This is a genomic window from Arthrobacter sp. CMU6 (genome assembly GCF_059090205.1).
Genome location: NZ_JBNHFL010000004.1, coordinates 125,391 through 150,157, shown reverse-complemented (window position 1 = coordinate 150,157; position 24,767 = coordinate 125,391). Strand labels below are relative to the sequence as shown.

Annotated in this window: 22 protein-coding genes; 15 read left to right on the top strand and 7 right to left on the bottom strand. The window is 66.2% G+C overall.

The window, feature by feature from the left end:
* Nucleotides 1-3: 3 nt before the first annotated feature.
* Together AC5RWD_RS04255 and xseA are read right to left on the bottom strand one after the other, a co-directional pair.
* The gene (locus AC5RWD_RS04255; RefSeq protein WP_494018841.1) at nt 4-318 is read right to left on the bottom strand and encodes an exodeoxyribonuclease VII small subunit; all 315 of its coding nucleotides are present in this window, start codon (nt 316-318) and stop codon (nt 4-6) included.
* A gap of 80 nt (nt 319-398) precedes the next feature.
* The gene (gene xseA / locus AC5RWD_RS04250; RefSeq protein ID WP_494018840.1) at nt 399-1,682 is read right to left on the bottom strand and encodes an exodeoxyribonuclease VII large subunit; all 1,284 of its coding nucleotides are present in this window, start codon (nt 1,680-1,682) and stop codon (nt 399-401) included.
* Between the two features lie 292 nt (nt 1,683-1,974).
* On the opposite strand from xseA, the gene AC5RWD_RS04245 reads away from it, so the two are divergent.
* Together AC5RWD_RS04245 and AC5RWD_RS04240 are read left to right on the top strand one after the other, a co-directional pair.
* Nucleotides 1,975-2,823, top strand: coding sequence for a hypothetical protein (locus tag AC5RWD_RS04245; RefSeq protein ID WP_494018839.1), 849 nt, complete (start codon nt 1,975-1,977; stop codon nt 2,821-2,823).
* Nucleotides 2,824-2,863: 40 nt separating this feature from the next.
* Nucleotides 2,864-3,940 (top strand): 4-hydroxy-3-methylbut-2-enyl diphosphate reductase, encoded by a 1,077-nt coding sequence (locus AC5RWD_RS04240; RefSeq protein WP_076801478.1) that lies wholly within the window; start codon nt 2,864-2,866, stop codon nt 3,938-3,940.
* A gap of 36 nt (nt 3,941-3,976) precedes the next feature.
* Here the strand turns inward: AC5RWD_RS04240 and AC5RWD_RS04235 are convergent, their stop codons facing one another.
* Entirely contained in the window at nt 3,977-5,320 is a 1,344-nt protein-coding gene (locus tag AC5RWD_RS04235; protein WP_494018838.1) for a DNA recombination protein RmuC, read from the bottom strand.
* 182 nt (nt 5,321-5,502) lie between these two features.
* On the opposite strand from AC5RWD_RS04235, the gene ychF reads away from it, so the two are divergent.
* The 4 genes from ychF to AC5RWD_RS04215 all read left to right on the top strand — a co-directional run bounded on the left by ychF (nt 5,503) and on the right by AC5RWD_RS04215 (nt 11,542).
* Complete coding sequence (gene ychF, locus AC5RWD_RS04230) at nt 5,503-6,588, top strand: redox-regulated ATPase YchF (protein WP_306924692.1); 1,086 nt, start codon at nt 5,503-5,505, stop codon at nt 6,586-6,588.
* 325 nt (nt 6,589-6,913) lie between these two features.
* Nucleotides 6,914-8,692 carry an ABC transporter family substrate-binding protein gene (locus AC5RWD_RS04225; RefSeq protein ID WP_494018837.1) on the top strand — a complete coding sequence of 593 codons (1,779 nt, stop codon included), beginning with the start codon at nt 6,914-6,916 and terminating at the stop codon, nt 8,690-8,692.
* Between the two features lie 178 nt (nt 8,693-8,870).
* Nucleotides 8,871-10,412, top strand: coding sequence for an ABC transporter permease (locus AC5RWD_RS04220; protein WP_494018836.1), 1,542 nt, complete (start codon nt 8,871-8,873; stop codon nt 10,410-10,412).
* A complete protein-coding gene (locus AC5RWD_RS04215) occupies nt 10,409-11,542 on the top strand; it encodes an ABC transporter permease (protein WP_494018835.1) in 1,134 nt (377 codons plus the stop codon). Before AC5RWD_RS04220 ends, AC5RWD_RS04215 begins: the two co-directional genes overlap by 4 nt.
* A gap of 43 nt (nt 11,543-11,585) precedes the next feature.
* Here AC5RWD_RS04215 and AC5RWD_RS04210 read toward each other — a convergent pair whose 3' ends face one another.
* Nucleotides 11,586-12,215, bottom strand: a complete 630-nt coding sequence (locus AC5RWD_RS04210; RefSeq protein WP_494018834.1) for a PH domain-containing protein — start codon at nt 12,213-12,215, stop codon at nt 11,586-11,588.
* 79 nt (nt 12,216-12,294) lie between these two features.
* Here AC5RWD_RS04210 and AC5RWD_RS04205 point away from each other — a divergent pair, with 79 nt between their 5' ends.
* The gene (locus AC5RWD_RS04205; RefSeq protein WP_494018833.1) at nt 12,295-14,169 is read left to right on the top strand and encodes an ABC transporter ATP-binding protein; all 1,875 of its coding nucleotides are present in this window, start codon (nt 12,295-12,297) and stop codon (nt 14,167-14,169) included.
* 96 nt (nt 14,170-14,265) lie between these two features.
* Here AC5RWD_RS04205 and AC5RWD_RS04200 read toward each other — a convergent pair whose 3' ends face one another.
* Entirely contained in the window at nt 14,266-15,108 is an 843-nt protein-coding gene (locus AC5RWD_RS04200; RefSeq protein ID WP_494018832.1) for an SGNH/GDSL hydrolase family protein, read from the bottom strand.
* A gap of 273 nt (nt 15,109-15,381) precedes the next feature.
* On the opposite strand from AC5RWD_RS04200, the gene typA reads away from it, so the two are divergent.
* Together typA and AC5RWD_RS04190 are read left to right on the top strand one after the other, a co-directional pair.
* Nucleotides 15,382-17,310 carry a translational GTPase TypA gene (typA, locus tag AC5RWD_RS04195; protein WP_003805173.1) on the top strand — a complete coding sequence of 643 codons (1,929 nt, stop codon included), beginning with the start codon at nt 15,382-15,384 and terminating at the stop codon, nt 17,308-17,310.
* A gap of 28 nt (nt 17,311-17,338) precedes the next feature.
* Nucleotides 17,339-17,707 (top strand): hypothetical protein, encoded by a 369-nt coding sequence (locus AC5RWD_RS04190; RefSeq protein WP_494018831.1) that lies wholly within the window; start codon nt 17,339-17,341, stop codon nt 17,705-17,707.
* A gap of 46 nt (nt 17,708-17,753) precedes the next feature.
* On the opposite strand, the gene AC5RWD_RS04185 is transcribed toward AC5RWD_RS04190, so the two are convergent.
* Nucleotides 17,754-18,263 carry a helix-turn-helix domain-containing protein gene (locus tag AC5RWD_RS04185; protein WP_494018830.1) on the bottom strand — a complete coding sequence of 170 codons (510 nt, stop codon included), beginning with the start codon at nt 18,261-18,263 and terminating at the stop codon, nt 17,754-17,756.
* Between the two features lie 63 nt (nt 18,264-18,326).
* On the opposite strand from AC5RWD_RS04185, the gene AC5RWD_RS04180 reads away from it, so the two are divergent.
* Nucleotides 18,327-19,664: an MFS transporter gene (locus AC5RWD_RS04180; protein WP_494018829.1), complete on the top strand. Its 1,338-nt coding sequence runs from the start codon at nt 18,327-18,329 to the stop codon at nt 19,662-19,664.
* A gap of 17 nt (nt 19,665-19,681) precedes the next feature.
* Here the strand turns inward: AC5RWD_RS04180 and AC5RWD_RS04175 are convergent, their stop codons facing one another.
* Complete coding sequence (locus AC5RWD_RS04175) at nt 19,682-19,939, bottom strand: putative acetyltransferase (RefSeq protein ID WP_494018828.1); 258 nt, start codon at nt 19,937-19,939, stop codon at nt 19,682-19,684.
* A gap of 154 nt (nt 19,940-20,093) precedes the next feature.
* Here AC5RWD_RS04175 and fdxA point away from each other — a divergent pair, with 154 nt between their 5' ends.
* The 5 genes from fdxA (at nt 20,094) to AC5RWD_RS04150 (ending at nt 24,767) form a co-directional block, all read left to right on the top strand.
* On the top strand, nt 20,094-20,420 hold the full coding sequence (gene fdxA, locus AC5RWD_RS04170; RefSeq protein ID WP_026265673.1) for a ferredoxin: 327 nt from the start codon (nt 20,094-20,096) through the stop codon (nt 20,418-20,420).
* A 13-nt stretch (nt 20,421-20,433) separates the two neighbouring features.
* Nucleotides 20,434-21,573 (top strand): succinyldiaminopimelate transaminase, encoded by a 1,140-nt coding sequence (dapC, locus tag AC5RWD_RS04165; protein ID WP_494018827.1) that lies wholly within the window; start codon nt 20,434-20,436, stop codon nt 21,571-21,573.
* 310 nt (nt 21,574-21,883) lie between these two features.
* On the top strand, nt 21,884-23,167 hold the full coding sequence (locus AC5RWD_RS04160) for a citrate synthase (protein WP_494018826.1): 1,284 nt from the start codon (nt 21,884-21,886) through the stop codon (nt 23,165-23,167).
* A gap of 212 nt (nt 23,168-23,379) precedes the next feature.
* A complete protein-coding gene (locus tag AC5RWD_RS04155; RefSeq protein WP_494018825.1) occupies nt 23,380-24,066 on the top strand; it encodes a TetR/AcrR family transcriptional regulator in 687 nt (228 codons plus the stop codon).
* 89 nt (nt 24,067-24,155) lie between these two features.
* Nucleotides 24,156-24,767, top strand: coding sequence for a hypothetical protein (locus tag AC5RWD_RS04150; protein WP_494018824.1), 612 nt, complete (start codon nt 24,156-24,158; stop codon nt 24,765-24,767).

The window sequence follows — 24,767 nt, the reverse complement described above, 5'->3', positions numbered from 1 at the left end:
CCTTCAGCTGTCCTTGCGGGCAGCCGCGAGCCTCTTCCGGGCGCCCTCCAGCCATTCCTCACAGCGCCGTGCCAAGGCCTCGCCCCGTTCCCACAGGGCCAGGGAGTCCTCAAGGCTGGTCCCGCCGGCCTCGAGCTTGGAGACCACGGCCACCAGCTGTTCCCGTGCTTCCTCGTAGCTGAGGGCATCGATGTCCGGAGGAAGCGCGGGGCCGCGCGCGGCTGCGCTGTCTGGCTGGTCTGAATTGTTCGGCGGCGCTGCGTTGTTCGCCGGTTCTGTGTTGTTTGCCGCTTCCGTGTGGGGCGTCGGGTCTGTCATGTTTCCTGGCCTGTCATGTCGGTGGTGAGGTCATCGGTGCCCGGCGTCGCGCCGGGCACCGGCTTGGGATGCTTCTCGGTTTATGGTGCCCCTGTGGACTCCGCGCCGAACCGGCCGCCGGCCACCCGGACCGAGAGCGCGGTTCCGGCAGGGACCTGTGACGGCTGGCGGACAACTGCTCCGCCGGACCCGGAAAGCTGCACAACGGCGTAACCGCGGTCCAGGGTCTGCTGCGGTGACAAGGCACGGACCTGCGCCTGTAGGTGGACCAGCTGGTCGGAAGCCCTCGTGACGGCGGCGCTGATGGCCGCCGTGGACCGGCGGGCCAGCCGTTCGACATCGTCCGCGCGCGCCGTGATCATGCTCTCCGGGGCCGCGAGGACGGGACGGGACCGGACTGCCGCCAGACGGTCCGTTTCCCGGGCCACCAGGAGCGTGACGGAGCGGCGCAGCTGGGCCTCGGCCTGCCGTACCCGGGCAAGTTCCTCCGAGACTTCCGGCACGATCCGCTTGGCCGCGTCCGTGGGCGTGGAGGCCCGGAGATCGGCGACGTCGTCCAGGATGGGCCGGTCCGCCTCGTGCCCGATCGCGCTGACCACCGGAGTCACCGCGGCTGCCACCGCCCGGATGAGTTCCTCGCTGCTGAACGGCAACAGGTCCTCCAGCGCTCCGCCGCCGCGGGCGATGACGATGACGTCGACCTCGGGGCGGGCATCGAGCTCGCGCAGTGCCCTGACCATCTGGGCTACGGCAGTGTTGCCCTGCACCGCCACTTCGCGGATCTCGAACTCAACTGCCGGCCAGCGCAGCGCAGCGTTGCGCAGGACGTCCTTCTTGGCATCGGAGTCACGGCCGGTGATGAGCCCGATCCGGTGGGGGAGCAGCGGCAGGCGCTTTTTCCGCGACTCGGCAAACAGGCCCTCCCCGGCCAGGGCATGGCGCAGGCGTTCTATCCGTGCGAGGAGATCGCCCAATCCAACAGGGCGGATGTCCTTCACGGACATGTTCAGGCGCCCGGTCTTCAGCCAGAACTCAGCCTTGAGCAGGGCCACCACCCGGCTTCCGCGCTCAAGTGGCGTCTCCTGCCGGTCCAGCAACTTGGACCAGATGGAAGCCGGCAGGGAGATTTCCGCGTCCACATCCCGGAGCGTGAGGAAAGCACTGCCGCCGCGCCGGTTCAGTTCGATGACCTGCCCTTCAACCCAGGCTGCCGGTGCCCGCTCGATGTGGGTCTTGAGCTTCTGGGAGAGCAACTGCAGCGGCCACGGGTTGTCCGGGCTCGTCTCGGCGGCGGTGGCCGGCACCGTGCTCGGGCCGGCCGCAGGGGCCGTGCCGGGGACGGGGACGGTGGCGTTTTCAGCCATGTGGAGCCCCGGTGGCGGCGAATGCCAGTTGCATAATCGCGGTCCTTTGCCTGTGGATGGTGCGTGCGCGGTGGGTTAATCCACTCTATCCATAGCTGTATCACCGGGCCCTGACATTGTTGGTAGCGCGGCATTGCCGAAACCGGCATTCCCGATGGCTCGGCGTTGCCGGCGGCCGGCATTCCTGACTGCCTGGCTTTTTCGATCGTGGGACGGCGCGCCTAGGATGGCAGTGTCCTGCTGACCAGCCAGGCACCCGACCAGCCGAGAAACCCGACCAGCTAGGAATCCCTTGCGCTCATTTTTTGCGGCCTTGGCCGTCATCCTTGGTTTTCTCCTCTCCGCCGCCGCGGTTCCCGCCATCTGGGTGGACCGCAACATCGTGCAGGAAAACGGCTTCGTTGCCCTGGCCGCACCACTGGGCAAGGACCCGGATTTCCAGAAGCGCCTGGCAACCGCCGCCGTCAACACCATTGATACCGGCGGCAGCATCCCGGCGCAGGTGGCAGCACTGGTTCGGCCGCTGCTGGAGAAGGCCGCAACCTCCCTCACAGGCCTGCCTGAGTACCCGGCTGCCTGGGAAGAAACGCTGCGGAAGAGCCACCGCCTCAACTTCGCCGATCCGGCGACCCTTCCCCCCGAGGGAGATTCCAGCACCTCGGTGACCCTGGATGTGGCCCCGCTCGTCGCCCTTGCGGCCAAGCAGATTTCCAGCCAGGTGGGCGTTCCGCTGGATGCTCCGGGCCAGAGTCTGGTGAACATCGGCCAGACGAACCAGCGCCAGCTCATTGAACGGGTTTCCGCATACTCTCCGCTGGGATACAGCTTGGCCTTCGGTGCAGGAGCGGCATTTCTCCTGGCACTCCTTACCGCCCGCCGGCGGTGGAAAGTCCTGGCCGGCATCGGAGTGGGGGCACTGGCGATTTCCGGACTGTGGACGCTGGCATCCCGCTGGGCCGCCGACGCCGTCATGGGAACCGCGAGCGGAAACGAAATGGCAGACCTGTTCAAGCGGGAGTTCGTTGCCGCCTCCGCTGCCGGGTTTGCCTCCTGGACGCTGGCGGCCGCCATCATTGGTGCAGCCCTGGTGGCGGCAGGGGTGCTGCTCCGGGTGGTCAGCGGTCCTGCCCGCAGGCGATGAGCCGCCCAGAGGCCTGTCGCCCAGCCGGTAGCATGGAGCAATGACTTCCTCAGCAGTTTCCCTTTCGATGCCAACCGTCCCGCGCCGGCGGCGTTCGCCGGAGGAAGTGCTCGCGGCGGCACCGGTCCCGGGTCCCAAAAAGGTCCTGCTGGCGGCCCCGCGCGGATACTGCGCAGGCGTGGACCGCGCCGTCATCGCCGTCGAAAAGGCACTGCAGCACTACGGACCGCCCGTCTATGTCCGGAAGCAGATCGTCCACAACGTGCACGTGGTCAGCTCGCTGGAGGAGCAGGGCGCCATCTTCGTCGACGAAACGGACGAGGTGCCCGAGGGCGCCCTGGTCATCTTCTCGGCCCATGGCGTGTCCCCGGCTGTGGTCCAGTCCGCCGAGGACCGCGGGCTGAGGACGATCGATGCGACCTGCCCCCTTGTGACCAAGGTCCACAAGGAGGCCGTCCGCTTCGCCAAGGACGACTTCGACATCCTGTTGATCGGCCACGACGGCCACGAGGAGGTTGAAGGCACGTCCGGCGAGGCCCCCGACCACATCCAGATCATCAACGGCCCCCATGAGGTGGACAAGGTGACTGTACGGGATCCCGAAAAGGTCATTTGGCTTTCCCAGACCACGCTCAGCGTGGATGAGACCATGGAGACCGTCCGGCTGCTCAAGGAGCGCTTTCCCACGCTCCAGGATCCGCCCAGCGACGACATCTGCTACGCCACGACCAACCGCCAGGTGGCCATCAAGAAGATCGCGCCTCAGGCGGATCTGGTGATCGTGGTCGGTTCGGCAAACTCCTCCAACTCCGTGCGCCTCGTCGAAGTGGCACTCGAATACGGCGCCAAGGCGTCATACCGTGTCGACTTCGCCAACGAGGTGGATGAGTCCTGGTTCGAGGGTGTTGCCACCGTAGGCGTGACCTCAGGCGCGTCCGTTCCCGAGGTGCTGGTCAAGGACGTGCTCCGGCTCCTGGCCGACTACGGATACGACGCCGTCGAGGAGATTGTGACTGCGGAGGAGGACCTCCTCTTCTCCCTGCCCAAGGAGCTCCGCGCCACGCTCAAGGAAGCGGGGGACGTGTCCCGCGCCCTCGGCGGACGCCGTTCGCGCTAGCAGGAGCACGCGAACCGGCGTCCATGCGGCGGCTTTTTAGGCAGCTTCCTCTTCCTCCACGGCGGACCGCAGTCCGCCTGAGTCCAGCCCGCCGGTCTCCAGTGCACCGGTTTCCAGTTCGTCGGCTTCGAGTTCGGTCGCTGCCAGCTCCTTGGCATTAAGGGCATCGTGCTGCGGCCGCGACTCGCCCTGCAGCTCGGGGGCGGCGAGGGACCGCGGCGTGACCTGCACGGCCGGAGGAGTCACCAGTCCGCTCGTGTCCAGGGCATTCAGTTTCCGCGCGGTGGGAAGCACCCGTGCCTCCAGTGTGCCCACCATCGCGTTGTAGCGGTCCACCGAGCTCTTCAGGGAGGACCCCAGCTTGCCCACGTTGTCTCCGAGCGTGCCCATGCGCTCGTACAGCTGCCGGGCAAGTTCGAAGAGCTCGCGGGCGCTGTCAGTGAGAACGTCCTGGCGCCACGTGAACGCCACGGATTTGAGTACGGCGAGCAGCGTGCCGGGGGAGGCCAGCACCACATTTTTGGACAGCGCGTAATCCAGGAGCGCTGCGTCCGCGGAGAGCGCGGCGGAGAGGATTGACTCGGCCGGGACAAAGCAGATCACCAGTTCAGGCGAGTTCCCCGAAATGTCCCAGTACTTCTTGGTGCTGAGGGCGTCCACATGCGTCTTCAGCGCCTTGGCGTGCGCCGCCAGGAGGTTTTGCCGCGCTGCCTCGCTGAGCCCGGGCTTGTCACCGGCAGACTGGCCCAGCTCCTGCGCCTCAAGGTAGGCCGACAGGGGGACCTTGGCGTCTACAACGAGCTGCTTGTCGCCCGGCAGCTGGACCACAAGGTCCGGGCGGACGGCGGTGTCGGCGCCTGCGGTGCCGTGGTGCTGCTCATGGAAATCGACATGCCGCATCATGCCGGCCGCCTCCACGACCCGCCGCAGCTGCACTTCGCCCCACTGGCCGCGGGCGCTGTTCGACCGGAGCGCCGACTCAAGCGCATGCGTGGACCGCATCAGCTGCTCGTCCGTGAGGCGGGCCTCCTGCAGCTGCTGGGCCAGCTGCCCGTACTGTTCCAGCCGGTCCCGTTCCAGCAGGGATACCTGCTGCTGCACCGCCGTCAGTTTCTCGGCCACCGGCGCCAGAGCCCGCAGCACGCTGGCGTCCTGCTCTCGCGACGTGCCCAGCTCCCGGTTCTGGGCTGACAGGAGCCTCCGCTCGGCATCCGCGGCGGCAAACTGGGCGCTCACCTCCGAAAGACGGGCCGAAACGCCGTCGAAGTCCGCCTCCAGGGCGGTACTCCGGCGGCGCAACACAACGTACACCGCGCCTGCGCCGGACACGGCGCCCAGCAACAGCATTAACAGGGCCAGAATGACTGCAAAAGGTTCCATGCCCTCACTGTGGCATGGGGCTGTGACATTTATTGTGAAGGCGGCACCTCGCCGCCGGCATCTGGCCGCCGGCACAGGAGAGACCCACAGGACAGCGGCAGGGACGCGGGAGCCGGGACATCGGCCGTCGACAGGGAACAGCGGCGCGGGATGCGGGAGCCGAGCGGGTAGAATCAATGTCCGTGGCTCTTACTATTGGCATCGTCGGACTGCCCAACGTCGGCAAATCAACACTTTTCAACGCACTGACCCGCAACCAGGTCCTGGCCGCGAACTATCCGTTCGCCACCATCGAACCCAATGTCGGCGTCGTGAACCTGCCCGACCCCAGGCTCCAGCAGCTCGCCGGGATCTTCGGATCGCAGCGCGTACTGCCCGCGGCTGTCTCCTTCGTTGACATCGCCGGCATCGTCAAGGGCGCCTCCGAAGGGGAAGGCCTGGGAAACCAGTTCCTCGCCAACATCCGTGAAGCGGAAGCCATCGCCGAGGTGGTGCGCGTCTTCGACGACCCCGACGTCATCCACGTCGACGGCAAGGTCGACCCCCGCTCGGACATGGAAACCATCAACACCGAGCTGATCCTCGCCGATCTGCAGACCATCGAGAAGGCGATTCCCCGGATCGAAAAAGAGGTCAAGATCAAGAAGCGGGAGGCCGCGGAGCTAGCCGCCATCAAGGCCGCTCAGGCGGTGCTGGAGCGCGGCGACACCATCTACTCGTCTGTCACGAGCGACAAGCTGGAGATGGAACACCTCAAGGAGCTCAGCCTCCTGACGGCCAAGCCCTTCATCTACGTCTTTAACGCGGACGAGGGAATCCTCGGCAGCGAGGAGAAGCAGGCCGAGCTGCGCGCCATGGTGGCGCCGGCCGACTGCATCTTCCTTGACGCCAAGCTCGAGTCCGACCTCGTGGAGCTGGATGAGGCCGAGGCGCGCGAAATGCTCGAAATGAACGGGCAGGACGAGTCCGGACTGGACCAGCTGGCCCGGGTCGGATTCCACACTCTGGGGCTGCAGACCTACCTCACGGCCGGGCCCAAGGAGGCGCGCGCATGGACCATCCACCAGGGCGACACCGCCCCGCAGGCAGCCGGGGTCATCCACTCGGACTTCCAGCGCGGCTTCATCAAGGCTGAGGTTGTCTCCTTCGAGGACCTCATCGACGCCGGTTCAATGGCGGAGGCCAAGTCGCGCGGCAAGGTCCGCATCGAAGGCAAGGAATACGTCATGGCCGACGGCGATGTGGTGGAATTCCGCTTCAACGTGTGAGTTTCCGCTGAGGTACTCAGTGATTGAGTATTAACGGCAATAAGCCCCGATCCTTTGGATCGGGGCTTTTTTGTGATTGGCACCCCTACCCTCCGTGCAACACGACGTCAAGGAAAAAGAGCGCTGGCTTTTCGTCCGGCAACGGCTTGGTTGCATCTCGATAACAACCTTTACTGAGGGACAACTTTCGGACCGCAGGCGGCAGGTTCGGGTCTAGGCTACTTGTCATGTGAGACTCGCCACATCTCACTGGGGGGATGTAGCGGGTCTGGCCGGCGCCCACAGCGAAGGTCTTTTCCACACTCACAGAAACATAGGAGGCGGAATGCGATTCAGTCGTATTTCCAAAGCAGTAGGCGTTGCAGCCGCGGCTGCACTGGCGCTCAGCGCCTGCGCGAGCACCAATGGCGGGACAACCCCGTCCAGTAATGCGGCCGGCAAACAGGGGGGAACAGCCACTGTTGTTGAGGTCAACGCGTTTAACACCTTCAACCCCAACACGGCCGATGGCAACACTGACATCAACTCGAAGGTCAGCTACGCCACACACTCCGGGTTCTACTACATCGACAACCAGCTAAACGTCGTCCACAACGACAAGTTCGGCAAGATGGAAAAGACATCTGACGATCCGCTGACCGTCAAGTACACCATCAACGAAGGTGTGAAGTGGTCGGACGGCACGCCCGTCACCGCAGCGGACCTGCTCCTGCAGTGGGCAGCCTTCTCCGGGTACTACAACGACGCCGACGCCGAGGGCAAGGCGGGAACGTCCTACTTCTCCTACGCGGGCGACCCCACTGGCCTCGCCCTTACCGATTTCCCTGAAATCGGCGACAACAACCGTTCCATGACCATCAAGTACTCCAAGCCGTTCGCTGACTGGGAGATCGCGCTGGGCGGTCCGGGCATTGATATTCCGGCCCACGTCCTGGCCAAGAAGGCCGGCCTGTCCGACACCCAGGCGTTCATCGACCACCTCAAGAGCCTGCCCCGCGGCGACTCCAAGGCGCCGAAGGCCGCCGACGCCAAGCTCAAGGCAATGTCCGACATGTGGAACACCGGCTTCGACTCCAAGACCCTGCCGAGCGACCCGAGCCTGTTCCTCTCCAACGGCCCCTTCGTTGTCCAGAGCATTAACCAGGACCAGTCCCTGACCATGGTCCGGAATAAGGACTACAACTGGGGCCCCGAGGCCAAGCTGGACGAGATCACCGTCCGCTATATCGGTTCCTCCCCGGCCCAGGTCCAGGCACTGAAAAACGGCGAAGCTGACATCATCGCTCCGCAAGCCTCGGCTGACACCCTCGAGCAGCTCAAGGCACTTGAGAGCCAGGGCGTCACGGTGGAGCAGGGCAACCAGCTCTCCTATGACCACATCGACCTGAACTACTCGGGGCCCTTCGCTGAGAAGAGTGTCCGCGAGGCATTCCTGAAGACGGTTCCGCGCAAGGACATCGTCGACAAGATCATCAAGAAGCTCGACCCCGAGGCAAAGCCCTTGGACTCGCAGCTGTTTGTTCCTGCGCAGCCGGCCTACGAAGCCTCCGCGCAGGGCAATGGGTCCTCGGCGTACCAGGATGCGGATGTTGACGCCGCCAAGAAGCTCCTGAACGGTGCGACCCCCGAGGTCCGCATCATGTACAACAAGGACAACCCGAACCGTGTGGATGCGTTCTCGCTGATCCGCGAGTCCGCAACCAAGGCGGGCTTCAAGATCGTCGACGGCGGACTCGGCGCCTCTGACTGGGGCAAGGCCCTCGGCAAGGGCGGCTACGACGCCACGATCTTCGGCTGGATCAATCCGGGTGTCGGAGTCTCCGGCGTGCCGCAGATCTTCCGCACCGGCAACGGTTCCAACTTCAACAAGTTCAGCGATCCTGAGGCCGACAAGCTCATGGACGAACTCATTGTCACGACCGACCGCAGCAAGCAGGATGACCTGACCAAGCAGATCGACAAGAAGATCTGGGACTCGGCATACGGCCTGCCGCTGTTCCAGTCCGTTGGTGTTGACGCCTACAGCGACCGCATCACCGGCGTGAAGTTTATGCCGAACCAGACCGGTGTCTGGTGGAACTTCTGGGAGTGGGCCGAGAAGTAAGCCCGTGCCACGAACTGCAATTAGCTAGGTGAGGCGCCGGGACCATGCACCACGGTCCCGGCGCCTTGCAGCGCCATCTCCCGGCAGTGCCTGTGTTGGCAGCACAAGCAGTAAGGCGCCGCCAAACCTGCGACCGGCCCGGGCAATCCCCGGGCCCGAATCCTGAGGTTCTATCACAATGGTGACCTACATAGTCCGGCGGCTCGTCACCGCCGCACTCATCCTTCTCGGCGCATCCTTCCTGGTGTACCTGCTGACCGCCGCATCAGGCGACCCGCTCGCAGAGTTCCGCGCCAGCAGTGCGCCGAACAAACAGCAACTCATGGACTCGAGGTCCGCGCTGCTGGACCTCGACACCCCGGCGCCCGTGCGGTATTTCAAATGGCTCGGCGGTGCAGCGCAATGCCTGGTGCCCTTCACCGGCTCCTGTAATCTCGGCAAGAACATCGCCGGCCAGCCCATCACGGACGCCCTTGGCCATGCACTCATTCAGACACTGACTCTTGTCACCGGGGCCACCGTTCTGGCCATCCTCGTGGGCATCACGCTGGGCATCATCACCGCCCTGCGGCAGTACAGCACACTGGATTACGGCGTCACCTTCATGGCCTTCCTGTTCTTCTCCCTGCCGATCTTCTGGGTCGCCGTCCTGCTCAAGGAATTCGGCGCCATCGGCTTCAACAACTTCCTCCGTAACCCGGAGATACCTCTGACTGTCTCACTCGGCGTCGGCGCCGTCCTCGGTGCAGTGGCCATGATTGTCGCAGGCGGCGAGACCAGGCGCAGGGTAGTGATCGGCGGCGTCGTGTTCGCTGTTGTCACGGCCGTCCTCATCTACTTCTCGGTCACGCAGTGGTTCAAGACCCCAGGCCTCGGCCCGGTGGTCATCGCCATCGCCGGGGTGGGCATCGCCTTCGCCGTGACCCTGCTGACCGCCGGACTCCGGAACCGCAAGGCGCTGCAGTCCGCCCTGATCGCCGTCGGCGCGGGAGTGGTTCTCTACTTCGTGCTCCAGCCGCTGCTGAACCAGGCGACGTTCCTGATGATCGTGCTGCTGGCCGTCGCGGCGGTCCTGGTCGGCATGGCCATCGGCTACTTCATGGGAGGCTACGACCGCGGGCAGTCCATGCGCGCGGCGGCCATCACGTCCTTCCTTGTCGGTTTCCTCATCCTGCTGGACCGCTTCATGCAGGCCTGGCCCGCCTACTTCAACAACAGCAGGGTCCGGGGACGGCCGATCGCCACCATCGGCGCGGGCACACCGAACATCGAGGGCGACTTCTGGATCCTGGGCATCGATTCGTTCACCCACCTGATCCTGCCCACCACCGCCCTCATCCTTATCTCCCTCGCCGGGTACACGAGGTTCACCCGGGCCTCCATGCTGGAAATCATGAACATGGACTACATCCGCACGGCCCGTGCCAAGGGCCTTTCCGAGCGGACCGTCGTTATGCGCCACGCCTTCCGCAACGCCCTGATCCCCGTGGCCACCATCGTCGCGTTCGACATCGGCGGCCTGATCGGCGGCGCGGTCATCACCGAGACGGTCTTTTCCGTCCGGGGGATGGGGTTCCTGTTCCTGGACGGTATCCAGCACGTTGACCCCAACCCCGTCATGGGCGTCTTCATTTGCGTCGCCATTACGGCCATGGCGTTCAACCTCATCGCGGACCTCGCCTACTCCGCACTGGATCCACGAGTAAGGGTGAAAGCATGAGCCAGCCCAGTCAGCAGGATGAAATCATGGCCGAGGAAGCCGGCCTGCGGCAGGAAGCTGCCGGCATCGAGCCTGTCTCCGAGGCCAGGGGCCTGAGCCAGGGCCAGATTGTCCGCAAGCGGTTCCTTGGTCACTCCGGCGCCATCGTCGGCCTGGCCGTCTTCGCCATCATTTTCGTCATGGCCTTCACGTCCGTCGGCTATGCCGGGATTCCCGGCTGGTGGAAGTACACCCACGAGGCCGTTTCGCCGCTGGTCAACGACGGCACCCCCACAGCTTCACTGTGGCCCCTTGCCTGGGGTGAGCATCCGTTCGGCCAGGACCGGATCGGGCGCGACCTGTTCGCCATGACCATGCGCGGCGCCCAGCAGTCCATCACGATCATGGTGGTCATCGGCCTGATCGCGGGCCTGATCGGGGTGGTCGTCGGGGCCCTGTCCGGTTACTTCCGGGGCTGGATGGAAGCTGTCCTGATGCGGCTCACCGACGTCATCATCATCGTCCCGGCGCTTCTCCTGGCCGCTGTCATGGCGCAGCTGGCAGGTCGCCGGGATGAAGGCAGCTGGTTTGCGGCCTTCGCCAGCAGCAATGGTGTCCTCGCCCTCGGCATCTTCCTGGGACTGATCAGCTGGGTGGGCCTGGCGCGGCTCGTGCGCGGCGAGTTCCTTACCCTGCGGGAGCGCGAGTTCGTCGACGCGGCGCGGATCTCCGGGGCCAGCAACGCGCGGATCATCTTCAAGCACATCCTGCCCAACGCGGTGGGCGTGCTGATCGTCAACGTCACCCTCACCATGTCGGCGGCGATCCTGACCGAAACGGCACTGAGCTACCTAGGCGTCGGCGTCAAATCCCCGGACACCTCGCTGGGCCTGCTTATCTCCCAGAACCAGGAAGCCTTCGCCACCCGCCCCTGGCTGTTCTGGTTCCCGGGCCTGTTCATCGTCCTCATCTGCCTCAGCATCAACTTCATCGGCGACGGCCTGCGGGACGCCTTTGACCCGCGGCAAAAGAAGTTCAATGCCAAGAAGGCCAGGGACACCGGGGCAACGGTTCCGGAGGTTACGCCGGTGGCGGCGATGGACAGCAGGGCAGATGATGGCCGGACCTCCGGCGGGGACAGGGGAGCCTGAGATGCTGCTGCGACGCCGCGGGCGGACGCACCGTGCTTCCTGCCTACAGGACGGCCACGCTCCAGTAGCTCAGCCCGAGAAGGATCAGGGTCACCGCAGCCTCGGGCCAGCGGAACTTCACGCTGACCGGAGTGGTCTCGGCCGCCCCGGTATCAAGCAGCCCGGCCTCAACCAGTTCCTGCCAGCGTCCACGGACCAGCTGCGCGGCCTGCCCCGAGTCGGTGGTTCTGAGGTCGCCGGGCCGGACGGACTTTCCCGGCCCGTACGTGCTGTCCGGCAGTCCCCGAAGGTCCTCGGGGCGGGCGTTGCGTCCGCCCCAGATGCCAGGGGCCGGAGCGGCCCACGCCCCGTAGCTTCGGCGGGGGGTGACGAGGGTCAGCGAGTACCTTGTGTCCACCTGCACCAGCGCCCCCCAGGGCACTGTGATGGCACGGAACGGATTCTCGATGGTGACCCCGGCGTCGTGCACAACCACCGCGGGACGCCAGAACAGCAGCCACCCCAGGTAGGCGATGAGCAGCAGCGGTCCGGCGCCGGCCAGGGCAGGGACACCGCCTGCCACGAGCAGGCCGGCCAGCCCGGCAGCCCCCACGAACCACGAAAATCCGGCAAACCATTTGTTGGTGCGCGCTTTGAAGATTGCGGCGTTTCCGGCATGCGGCACAGTGCTCATGCCCCCCATAATTCAGTATTCCCGGCCGCAGCACTAATCTCAGTTGCTCCGCTGGCCCGGGTGGAAGGAAATCCCCAACATGTCTGACTACATCAGCCCTGACCGCCTGTCGTCGGACCCGCTGGAGCCTGGCTCCAGTGAGCCAGGCGACGGACGGCCGAGGGCAGGCGGGAAGGGTTCCGTCGTCCTTGAAGTGCGCGACCTCAGCGTCGACTTCGGCGTCGAAAAGAAGTGGGTGCCGGCCGCCGTCGGCCTGAACTATGAAGTCCGCGCCGGCGAGGTTCTTGCCATCGTGGGCGAGTCCGGCTCCGGCAAGAGCGCCAGTTCCATGGCCCTGCTCGGCCTGCTGCCGAGCAACAGCAGGGTGTCCGGAAGCGTCAAGCTGTCCGGCAAGGAGCTGCTGGGCGCGGATGCGGCCAATATCCGCAGCGTCCGGGGCAAGGATGTGGCCGTCATCTTCCAGGAGCCCATGACGGCGCTGAACCCGGTCTATACGGTTGGTGCGCAGATCGTCGAGACGGTGCGCCTTCACAACGAAGTCTCACCGGACCAGGCCAAGGAACGCGCGCTGCGGATGCTGGAGCTGGTGGAGCTGCCGGACCCAGTGAAGGCGTTCAAGTCCTATCCGCACCAGCTCTCGGGTGGCCAGCGCCAGCGCGCCATGATCGCCCAGTCGCTGTCCTGCGACCCCAAGCTGCTGATCGCTGACGAGCCCACCACCGCGCTGGACGTCACCGTGCAGGCGGAGATCCTTGACCTGATGAGGAACCTGCGCAACAAGCTGGACAGCGCCATCGTCCTGATCACCCACGACATGGGCGTCGTGGCGGACCTGGCCGACCGGATCGCCGTCATGCGCAAGGGCCTGATCGTGGAGACCGGCACCGCCGAGCAGATCTTCCACAACCCCCAGCACCCGTATACGCAGGCGCTGCTTGCGGCCGTGCCGCACCTCGGACAGGGCGGAACGGACGCCGCGCCGGACGTGGACGTGACAGCAGCGCTGGCCGCGGCCACCCACGCCGAGCTGGACTCCGTGGACCACGATGAACTGGTCCGCCGCGAGCGGGAGAACGCGGCGGCCCTGGCGGCCGCCGAAGCCAGGGGGCCCGTGGGCGAACCGGTCCTGGAGCTCACCGACGTCGCCATCGAGTACCCGAAGCAGGGCCGTGTGCCGGCCTTCCGTGCCGTCGAGGGGGCCAACCTGACCATCCATCCCGGGCAGGTGGTGGGCCTTGTGGGCGAGTCCGGGTCCGGCAAGACCACCATCGGGCGCGCCGCGGTCGGACTGCTGCCGGTGGCGGCCGGGACGATGCGCGTGGTGGGCGAGGACATCTCCGCCGCGAAGAAGAACGGCAAGCAGCTGCACCAGGTGCGGCGCCACATAGGCATGGTGTTCCAGGATCCGTCCTCGTCCCTGAACCCGCGCCTGCCCATCGGCGAAAGCATCGGCGAGCCGATGTACCTTGCCGGGGTGGCGAAGGGCGCTGACCTGCAGAAGCGCATCGAGGCGTTGCTGGACCAGGTGGAGCTGCCGCGGAACTACCGGAACAGGTACCCGCACGAGCTGTCCGGCGGGCAGAAGCAGCGTGTCGGCATTGCCCGGGCGCTCTCGCTCAAGCCGAAGCTGATGGTGGCTGACGAGCCGACGTCGGCCCTCGACGTATCGGTCCAGGCCAAGGTACTGGAGCTGTTCCAGAACCTCCAGCGCGAGCTCGGGTTCGCCTGCCTTTTCGTTACCCACGACCTCGCCGTCGTAGACGTGCTGGCGGACCGCATCTGCGTCATGCAGCGCGGCCGGATCGTGGAGCAGGGCACCCGTGACCAGATCCTGCGCAACCCGCAGGAGGCATACACCCAGCGGCTGCTTGCCGCCGTCCCGCTGCCGGATCCGGAAAAGCAGCGCGAGCGCCGGGAACTGCGCGCCCAGCTGCTGTCCACCGGAACGGAATAGACCGGGGACAAGCACTGGCAAAAGGGAGCCGGTGACCGCCACCAGGCGGCCACCGGCTCCCTTGCTGTTTCGTGCTGTGGGCGCCGAGGCCCGCCCCTAGGACAAGGCAAGCCCCAGCTGCTCGAGCCTGTCACCCAGGAGCTCACCCAAGGCACGGTGCCCCTCGCCGTTCATGTGGACGCTGTCCTTGAGCTGCGACTCCAGCCCGTACCGGGTGAGCCAGTCGCCGACGCTGACAAACGGAACGCCATGGTCCGCGGCAACAGTCCCCAGCAGTGCGTCAACCTCGGCGCGCCGGACGCCGCCGTGCTCCGCTCCCTTGCCTAGCGTTCCCACCATGGCCAGCTTCGCGCCAGGGTACCGCTGCTTGATCGTCGTGATCAGCCGGTCTGCGTTGGCCGAGATCTGCTCGTTGCTCGCCCCTTGCTTCGCGTCGTTTCCGCCGCCCTCGATGAGCACCAGCGGGGGGAAGCCGTAGGGCAGGTGCCAGTCGCCGCGCTGCAGGGCATCGACGTAGTTGCCCGTGGTGCCGTTGGAGGCGACGAAGCCGGTTCCGCCCTTGCCGCAGAAGAAAACGTCATAGCCCAGCCCCGTGAGGGCCCGGCGCGGCCAGCTGGCCTGCGGCTCGGACTGCGAGTCGCCGATCAGCAGTGCGGTGCGGGCTATGTTGCCCACGATGACCTCGTCCCGGCCGTTCGCCGGATTGCGGTAGAGCGCTCCTGCCGGAAGGCTGGCGGGGTCGACGGCGGCCCCCAGGTCGCTCACGACCGCCGAACCCGCAGCCACGGCCTCACCGGGAGCGGCGATCGGGGCGGCGGCACGGGGCGCCGCAGATCCGGCACCGGACGCCGGTTCCATTGCTGCGCCGCAGCCCGTCAAAAACACGGTGGCGGCGATGACAGGGCCAATCAGGAAGGCCCGCGTTGAGGCTCGTAACATCCCTGGACTCCTGGCCTGTTCGTAAAGTGGTCTAGCCAATAGTGGTGGATCACTTGCCGAAAAGCCAGTGATTTTGCTCACATAACGTGAGGGGGGATTCACGATTTGGTAACGGGCCGGGGAATGGGGGAGGTGCCCGTTTTAGGCCAATAAATGGCTCAGCGTTTAGACTGGCAGTAGGTGCCCTGTGTTAAGGGTCTGATCCGTCGTGCGTTCCGGTTGGAAATGTCGCGATACAACAGCTGACTTCACCACTGAATCGAGCAATAACGCATGTCTGAAACCACCACCAACACCGCGGTAGCAACTGCAGTTCGCAGTGACCTGCGCAACGTCGCGATTGTGGCCCACGTTGACCACGGCAAGACCACCCTTGTGGACGCCATGCTCAAGCAGACGAACTCCTTTGCCGAGCACAACCACCTCGAAGACCGCGTCATGGACTCCGGTGACCTGGAGCGCGAAAAGGGCATCACCATCCTGGCCAAGAACACCACCGTGGCCTACAACGGACCGTCCTCCAACGGCGAAACCATCACCATCAACGTCATCGACACCCCCGGCCACGCCGACTTCGGCGGCGAAGTGGAGCGCGGGCTGTCCATGGTTGACGGCGTCGTCCTCCTCGTGGACGCCTCTGAGGGCCCGCTGCCCCAGACCCGCTTCGTCCTCCGCAAAGCCCTCGCCGCGCACCTGCCGGTGATCCTCCTGGTCAACAAGACCGACCGCCCCGACGCCCGCATCGAAGAGGTTGTCCACGAGTCCATGGACCTGCTCCTGGGCCTGGCTTCCGACCTCGCCGATGAAGTTCCGGACCTTGACCTGGACAAGATCCTCAACGTCCCGGTTGTTTACGCCGCCGCCAAGGTAGGCCGCGCGTCTCTCGAGCAGCCTGCCGACGGCACCGCCCCGGAGAACGAGGACCTCGAGCCGCTGTTCAGCGCGATCATCGAGCACATCCCCGCTCCGACCTACAACCCGGAAGGTGTCCTGCAGGCGCACGTCACCAACCTGGACGCCTCCCCGTTCCTGGGCCGCCTCGCACTGCTGCGCATCTACAACGGCACCCTCCGCAAGGGCCAGCAGGTTGCCTGGGCCCGCGCCAACGGTGAGCTCAAGACCGTCAAGATCACCGAACTGCTCGCCACCAAGGCCCTTGAGCGCGTACCGGCTGAATCCGCCGGCCCGGGCGAAATCGTTGCCGTCGCCGGCATCGAGGAGATCACCATCGGTGAGACCCTGACAGACGTCGAGAACCCCCAGCCGCTTCCCCTGATCACCGTTGACGATCCCGCGATCTCGATGACCATCGGTATCAACACCTCCCCGCTGGCCGGCAAGGTCAAGGGCGCCAAGGTCACGGCCCGCCAGGTGAAGGACCGCCTGGACAAGGAACTGATCGGTAACGTCTCCATCAAGGTTCTCCCCACGGAGCGTCCGGATGCCTGGGAAGTCCAGGGCCGTGGCGAGCTCGCGCTGGCCATCCTCGTGGAGCAGATGCGGCGTGAAGGCTTCGAGCTCACCGTCGGCAAGCCCCAGGTGGTCACCAAGACCATCGACGGCAAGGTCCACGAGCCGATGGAGCACATGACCATCGACGTGCCCGAGGAGTACCTGGGCGCCGTCACCCAGCTCATGGCCGCCCGCAAGGGCCGCATGACGAACATGGCCAACCACGGCACCGGCTGGTGCCGCATGGAGTTCATCGTTCCCGCCCGTGGCCTGATCGGCTTCCGCACCAAGTTCCTTACGGACACCCGCGGCGCCGGCATCGCTGCTTCCATCGCCGAGGGTTACGAGCCCTGGGCCGGCCCCATCGAATACCGCACCAACGGTTCCATGGTGGCCGACCGGGCCGGTGTGGTGACCCCGTTCGCCATGATCAACCTGCAGGAACGCGGTTCCTTCTTCGTCAAGCCGACCTCTGAGGTCTACGAAGGCATGATCGTGGGCGAAAACTCCCGCGCCGACGACATGGACGTCAACATCACGAAGGAAAAGAAGCTCACCAACATGCGTGCGGCTTCCTCCGACAGCTTCGAGAACCTCACGCCCCCGCGCGAGCTCACCCTCGAAGAGTCCCTCGAATTCGCCCGCGAAGACGAGTGCGTCGAGGTCACGCCTGAGGACATCCGCATCCGCAAGGTCATCCTCGACTCCAACGAGCGTGCCAAGGCCAACCGCGCCCGCGCCAAGGCATAACGGCACCCTCCCGCAGGGAACTGCGACCGTGAACAAAAGAGCTGCCGGCATGGCAGGCGGCCTGGCCGCCGCCGTGCCGGCAGCTCTTTTTGCTGCCTTCGCCGGGACCGCGCTGCACCGCCAGGAGTTCGCGGCCAGCGGTGCTGCGCTGCCGCTCGGGGCCGTCGCGGCACTGCTGCTCCTGGTGTCGCTCCAGCTGTTCCTCGGGGCGGCGTTCAGAACGCTGATTCCGACGGCGGTGTGCGGCGCCCTTTGTTACGCCCTGGCCGGCTGGTGGTCAGGGATGGAGTCCGGCAAGCGGCTGATCGCCGGGGACTTGGCCGGGAGCATCTGGGTGTACGGGATCGTGGCGGTTACGGTCGGGATGCTGGCCTGGTGCCGCCGCTACGCCCGTTAGTCTTTCAGGGAGGCAACTTCCACCGCCCGCCGGGCGGCAACGGCCGCTAGTCAGCCGTCGGGTCCCGGTGGTGGGCAATCATGAGTGAGGTGGCCTCGCCGTCGTCGTCTGCGGGAAGTGCCATGTACTCCTCGACGACGGCGCGGAGCTTGCCCAGCATTTCCTCCCGCCGGGCGGCGTTGAACTTCACGCCCAGCCGCCACACCTCGATGTCCTCGGGCGGCAGGTCCCGGGTCTCCTGCAGGAACGTCTCGATGAGGATCGGAGAGACATTGTCCACAGGCGTGCTCCACGACTTGCGGCTGGCGATGTAGGGCACCTCCGTGGCGCCACGCCGGCCTTTCCGGCGTTCCTCCGCCAGCAGGAAGCCGGTCCGCACCAGGGTCCGGACGTGGTGCAGGCTGGACGCCGGGTTGAGGCCGAGCAGCTCAGCGATTTCCTTGTTCGTCCGCGACTGGTGCAGGCACAGCCGAAGAATCCTCAGCCGCAGCGGTGAACTCAGCGCGCGGCCTTTGGCCACCAGGTCCGCGTCATCGCTCTCCGGCGGGGTGTTCATAGACGCAAGTGTAACGAGCACTAAGTGATTGACATATATCAATCGCCCGCCGAGACTGAAGCCGTGACTGCCGAACCCACTGCCGCGGAGCCAACGCCAGGGCCGCTGTGGCGGGACCGCAACTTCGCCACCTTTTGGGCCGGCCAGGCCCTGGGACAGTTCGGTGCGCAGCTGGGCCAGCTCGCGTTGCCGGTGCTGGCCGTCACCCTGCTTCACGCCTCGGAATTCGAGGTGGGCGTGCTGAACGCCGCAGGTCTGGCGGCGTTCCTGGCAGTCGGTCTGCCGGCCGGGGCCTGGGTGGACCGTTGGCGGAAGCGCCGGACCATGATCTCTGCCGATCTGCTGCGGATGGCCGCCATGGCCGTGGTGCCGCTCCTGTGGTGGAGCGGCGGCCTGGAAATCTGGCACCTCTTTCTGGTCGCGGCGGTCGTGGGGACGGCCACCGTGTTCTTCGACGTCGCCTACCAGAGTTACGTGCCGGTCCTGGTGGCCTCCCCGCAGGTGCGGGAGGCCAATTCCAAGCTCGAAGCGACAGCCCAGATCGCACGCATCGGCGGGCCGGCCGCCGGCGGTGCGCTGCTGGCGGTTGTCTCGGCACCCGTGCTTTTCGTGGGCGAGGCCGCCGGGTACCTGCTCTCCGCGGTTTTCCTTGCCCGTACCCGCGACTCTGAGGTCCGTGTGCCGTTGGCCGGGCGGCGCCCGCTGCCGGTCGAAATACGGGAAGGCCTCTCGTTTGTGGTCCGGCATCCGCTCATCAGCCGCATCGCGGCCTGCACCGGCGGAATGAACTTTTCCGGCATGCTGATCTATACGCTGATGCCGCTGCTGGTGCTGCGCAGCCTCGGGCTCGGGCCGCAGGGAATGGGCCTGATCATGACCGTCGGCGCCGCCGGCGGGCTGCTGGGCGCGGTGGCGGCGCCGCGGCTCGCCGCCCGGATCGGCGAGGGCACCGTGATTCCCGTGTGCGCCCTGGTCAGTTCGGTCTTTCTCCTGCTGGTGCCGTTCGCGGGGCTCGTTTCCGAACCGGGAGCCGCGCTGGCCCTGCTGCTGATCTCGGAGTTCGGGTTCGGCTTCAGCGTTCTGGTGCACAACATCATGCAGCTCACCATGCGCCAGCGGGTTTGCCCGCCACGGCTGCTCGGCCGGATGAACGCGTCCATCCGGTTTGCGGTGTGGGGCGTGATGCCCCTGGCGGCCTTGGCGTCCGGGTATCTGGGCGAACACCTTGGCTTGGTGCCCACCATGATGATCGGAGCAGTAGGCAGCTTCCTGGCCACCGCCCCCGTCCTGTTCTCGCCGCTGCGGAGGATGCGCACTCTTCCGGACGGGATGCCGCAAGACGGTGCCGTGGATGGCGAGGCCGTGGATGACGGGTCGCTGGAGGAAAAGGACAGGGCCTAGCTAAGCCGGGCCCAAGGTCAATCCCCGGCCGGCGGCGTCCGCCGTGAACCACGGCGCGGCGGTGCCGGCGGCACCTGCTTGGCGGCCACCACCCTGTCCAGGGGAATGCCGACGTCGGCACTGCGGGTCCGTACGGTGCACTCACTTTCGCCGCACTCCAGGAGGTCTCCCAGGGCGTCGGTAAAGCCGCCGTCGAGCCTGTAGCGCACCACTACGCGTGTTCCCGCAGGGGCCGTGGCCAGGAACTGCCGGGGTGTTGGTGGTGTCGGACTCACCCGTCCATCGTATGACGCGTCGCGAGTGTGACGCGCCCGCTTCGTTCGCGGGACGGGCCTGGGAGATAATAGGCTTTGAAGTGGACAGCCCGGCATGCAGGCCGGATGCAGGAACCGGCCAGTCGCCGGGAATCAACGTGGAGAGGCAAGGGACGTGACGTACGTAATCGCGCAGCCGTGTGTGGATGTTAAGGACAAGGCATGCATTGAGGAGTGCCCCGTCGATTGCATCTACGAAGGTGAACGCTCCCTCTATATCCATCCCGATGAGTGCGTCGACTGCGGTGCATGTGAGCCCGTCTGCCCGGTGGAAGCCATCTACTACGAGGATGACACCCCGGAGGAATGGGCCGACTACTACAAGGCGAACGTCGAGTTCTTCGACGACCTGGGCTCCCCGGGCGGCGCCGCCAAGGTGGGCAACACCGGCAAGGACCACCCGATGATTGCAGCGCTCCCGCCGCAGAACCAGGACCACTGAGGCGGACCCCTTCGTGACTACAGCTGTGCGCAGTTTCGGCCTTAGCCTGCCCGACTACCCGTGGGAAGCGATGGCGCCGTACCTCGCCAAAGCGGCTGATCACCCCGGCGGAGCGGTGAACCTGTCCATCGGCACGCCCGTGGACCCGACGCCGGCGGTCATCCAGGACGCCCTTAAGGCGGCCGCGGATGCGCCCGGTTACCCGACCGTCCATGGCACCCCCGCGCTCCGGGAGGCTATCGCCGGGTGGTTCGCCCGCCGCCGCGGCGTCGAAGGGCTCGATCCGCGCGCCGTCATGCCGACCGTCGGTTCCAAGGAACTCGTGGCGTGGCTGCCGTTCCTGCTGGGCCTCAAGCCGGGCGACGTCGTCGTCCGGCCTACCGTTGCCTACCCCACCTACGACATCGGGGCCACGTTCGCCGGGGCCACGGCGGTGGCGGCCGATGACCTCGACGAACTGGATGCGGCCACTCGGGCCAGGGTCCGCCTGGTCTGGGTCAACTCCCCGGGCAACCCCACCGGCAGCGTCCGGGACGCGGCATCCCTGAAGAAGATTGTGGACCAGGCCCGCGAGATAGGCGCGCTCGTGGCGTCCGACGAGTGCTATGCCGAGCTCGGCTGGGGGGAGTGGGACCTGCAGCGCGGAGGGCAGGCTGTTCCGAGCATCCTCGATCCGCGCGTCGCCGGTGCGTCCCACGACGGGCTCCTCGCCGTGTACTCGCTGAGCAAGCAGTCCAACCTGGCCGGCTACCGGGCGGCCTTCGTCGCCGGGGATGCGGCCCTCATGGCCAACCTCGTCAACAGCCGCAAGCATGCCGGGATGATCGTGCCGTACCCGGTGCAGGAAGCCATGCGGGTGGCGCTGGGCGACGATGTGCATGTCCTGGCGCAGAAGGACCTGTACCGCGGACGGCGGGAGCGGCTCCTGCCCGCCCTCGAGTCCTTCGGGCTGACGCTGCACGAGTCGGCCGCCGGCCTGTACCTGTGGTGCACCGCAGGTGAAGCCACGTGGGACACCGTGGCCCGGCTCGCGGAGCGGGGGATCGTGGTGGGTCCGGGGGTGTTCTACGGCGACGCGGGGCACGGCTATGTGCGCGTGGCCCTCACCGGAACTGACGAACGGATCGACGCCGCGGTGGCCCGCCTGGCCTAGGCCGGTTTCCGGGCGTTCAGCCGGCACCGTCACGGGGCTCTTGGTCTCGCAGAGGCGACTTTTGACGCTCGGGACGCCGTAACAATGGTGTGACTCGCGCCACAACTGGCCTGTTTTAGGGATAATTCGGCGCTCCCGGATTAGTGGCAACCTCCAAGTGGCGGTAGTTTTTTAACTGACTATCAATGGTGGCTTTCTACAAGAAGGCGGCAAGGCCGTTGGAATTCCCGTCTGGGCGGGACCCCGCGCGGCTCACCTGATGTTGGATCAAGCTTTCTAGAGAGGCCAGACGCCTCATGAAGGGGACTCCATGACTGAGACCACCAGCGCAACCCTGCGCCACGCAGGCGGCGAGCTCGAACTCCCGCGCATCAAGGTTGTTGAGGGAAACGAAGGCTACGACGTTTCCAAGCTACTGAAGCAGACCGGCGCCGTTGCCTTTGACCCCGGCTTCATGAACACGGCCGCCACCACGTCGGCCATCACCTACATCGACGGCGACGCCGGCATCCTGCGGTACCGCGGCTACCCGATCGAGCAGCTGGCCCAGCACTCCAGCTTCCTCGAGGTCTCGTACCTGCTGATCTACGGCAACCTTCCGACGCCGACCGAGCTGGACGAGTTCGACCAGAAGATCCGCCGCCACACGCTGCTGCACGAGGAACTCAAGGGCTTCTTCGGCGGCTTCCCCCGCGACGCGCACCCCATGCCCGTGCTGTCCTCGGCTGTGTCCGCGCTGTCCACGTTCTACCAGGACTCACTGGACCCGTTCAATGACGAGCAGGTGGAGGTTTCCACCATCCGCCTCATGGCGAAGCTGCCTGTCATTGCCGCCTATGCGCACAAGAAGTCGATCGGGCAGCCGATGCTGTACCCGGACAACTCCATGAACCTCGTGGAGAACTTCCTGCGCCTGAGCTTCGGCCTGCCGGCCGAGCAGTACGAGCTGGACCCGGTAGTGGTCAAGGCCCTGGACCTGCTCCTCATCCTGCACGCGGACCACGAGCAGAACTGCTCCACCTCCACGGTGCGCCTGGTGGGGTCCTCCAACGCCAACCTCTTCGCGTCCGTGTCAGCCGGCATCAACGCCCTGTTCGGCCCCGCCCACGGCGGCGCCAACGAGGCCGTCCTGAAGATGCTCCGCCAGATCCAGGCCGACGGCGTCAAGCCCGAGGACTACATGGAGAAGGTCAAGAACAAGGAAGACGGCGTCCGCCTGATGGGCTTCGGCCACCGGGTCTACAAGAACTACGACCCCCGCGCCAAGATCATCAAGGCCACCGCGCACGAGGTCCTCAGCAAGCTCGGCGGCCACGACGAACTCCTGGACATCGCCATGCGGCTGGAGGAGAAGGCCCTCGGCGACGACTACTTCATCCAGCGCAAGCTGTACCCGAACGTCGACTTCTACACCGGCCTCATCTACAAGGCCATGGGCTTCCCGGAGAAGATGTTCACCGTGCTGTTCGCCATCGGCCGCCTGCCGGGCTGGATTGCCCAGTGGCGCGAAATGATCAACGATCCCAACACCAAGATCGGCCGTCCGCGGCAGCTCTACACAGGAGAACCCGAGCGGCAGTACCCCGCCCGCTAAATCCGCAGCGGTTCCCAGGACCCGTACCCCGGTTCGGGCCCCATTGGGGGCCCTTTCAGGGAGCACGACGGCGGCCGCCCACCTTTTCGGTGGGCGGCCGCCGTCGGCCTTTAACCCGGCGGACCACACCCGCGGATCCGCGGACCGCACCCGCCTTGGGGCTGGCGGGAGCGCCGCCGCGGTTTCGGCGCACACCCGTGCTAAAAACAAGAATGCCGAAAATCGTGGATGCCGCGCAGCGCCGGCAGGAGATCGTTGGCGCGGTGTGCAGGATCATCGCCACCGACGGACTGGAACGCGCGTCGCTGCGGGAGGTGGCGGAGGAAGCCGGCCTGGCGGTGGGCTCCGTGCGGCACTATTTCGACAGCAGCGATGACCTGCTGGCCTACTCGTTTGCGGCGGTTTCCGACCGTCTCCTGACGCGCCTTCATACGGCGCTGACCGGGGTCGGGCCCCCGGCCGATGGCCCGGATGCAGGCGGGGCGGTTTTAACACTTCTGGGCGAATTCCTGCCCCTGGACGAGGAACGCGCCCTGGACACGTGCGCCTGGATGGCGTTCAGGAACGCGGCGAGGATTCGTCCCTTCCTGGCCGCCGAGGCGGACAGGAGCCACCGGGCCGTGGCCGCCGTCGTAGGCCAGGTGATCAGGCGGCTCCTGCACGGGGACAATGCCGGCGGGTCCGGGTCCGGGTCCGGCCCCGGGTCCGTATCCGGGGCCGGGGCCAGCGCCGATGCCGGGCCGCAGCTGGTGACGGCGGCCGAACACCTGCTGGCGACCCTGGACGGGCTGGCCATGCACGCCCTGCTGCAACCTGCCTGGATGTCCCCGGAAATGTGCCGTGACGTGCTCGAAGCCCACGTCGAGGGGCTCCGAAGGAGGGTCGGTGCCAGCCATTAACCTCCCCGGGCTGGGGGAATAGACTGAAAGCCGGAGAGCGGGTTGCCGGCACAACGGGGCGGATAACGAGATTCCAAGGAGGCATACGCATGCAGCACACAGGCGGTCCAGGCTGGCGAATCACTATGGACACGTCGGGGCCCATGCTCATTGCCCTCTACATACGTGATGTTGCCGGACTCGACGGTGCAGGCTTTCCGGCGCTTTCGCATGCCGCACCGAAGGTCCGCCACGTGGACCATGCCCACCTCACCGCCGAGGTGGGCGGCATCAGCGCCCTGAAAACGGAGTGGGAAGCCTGGTGGCAGCAGCTCCTCAAGGCCCACCCGCAGATGTCCCCTGAACTGTCTCCCCCGGGATTCCGGTCCTTCGCCAATTCGCCGGCGCTGCGCAAGGTGCTGCAGGCGCACTTCGGGGCAGCCCTGACCTGGGCCAGGGAGCGGCGGGCGGAATACGCCGAGCTGGAGGCCGAACGGGTGGCCGGGGGCTCCGCGCACCTGCTCGAGGACATCGTGGAGGACCGGCTCCTGGAAGTGGGCCGGGACTCCAGGGACTTTGCGCTGACGATCATCGAGCTGCCCCTGGATGAGCAGCGGGCCTGGTACCTGGAACCGGACAAGATCATCATGAGCCACGAGCTGCTGTCCCAGCCCGAGGTGTTCCGCAGCTACGTGCAGCCGGTTGTGGAGATGCTCGTCTAA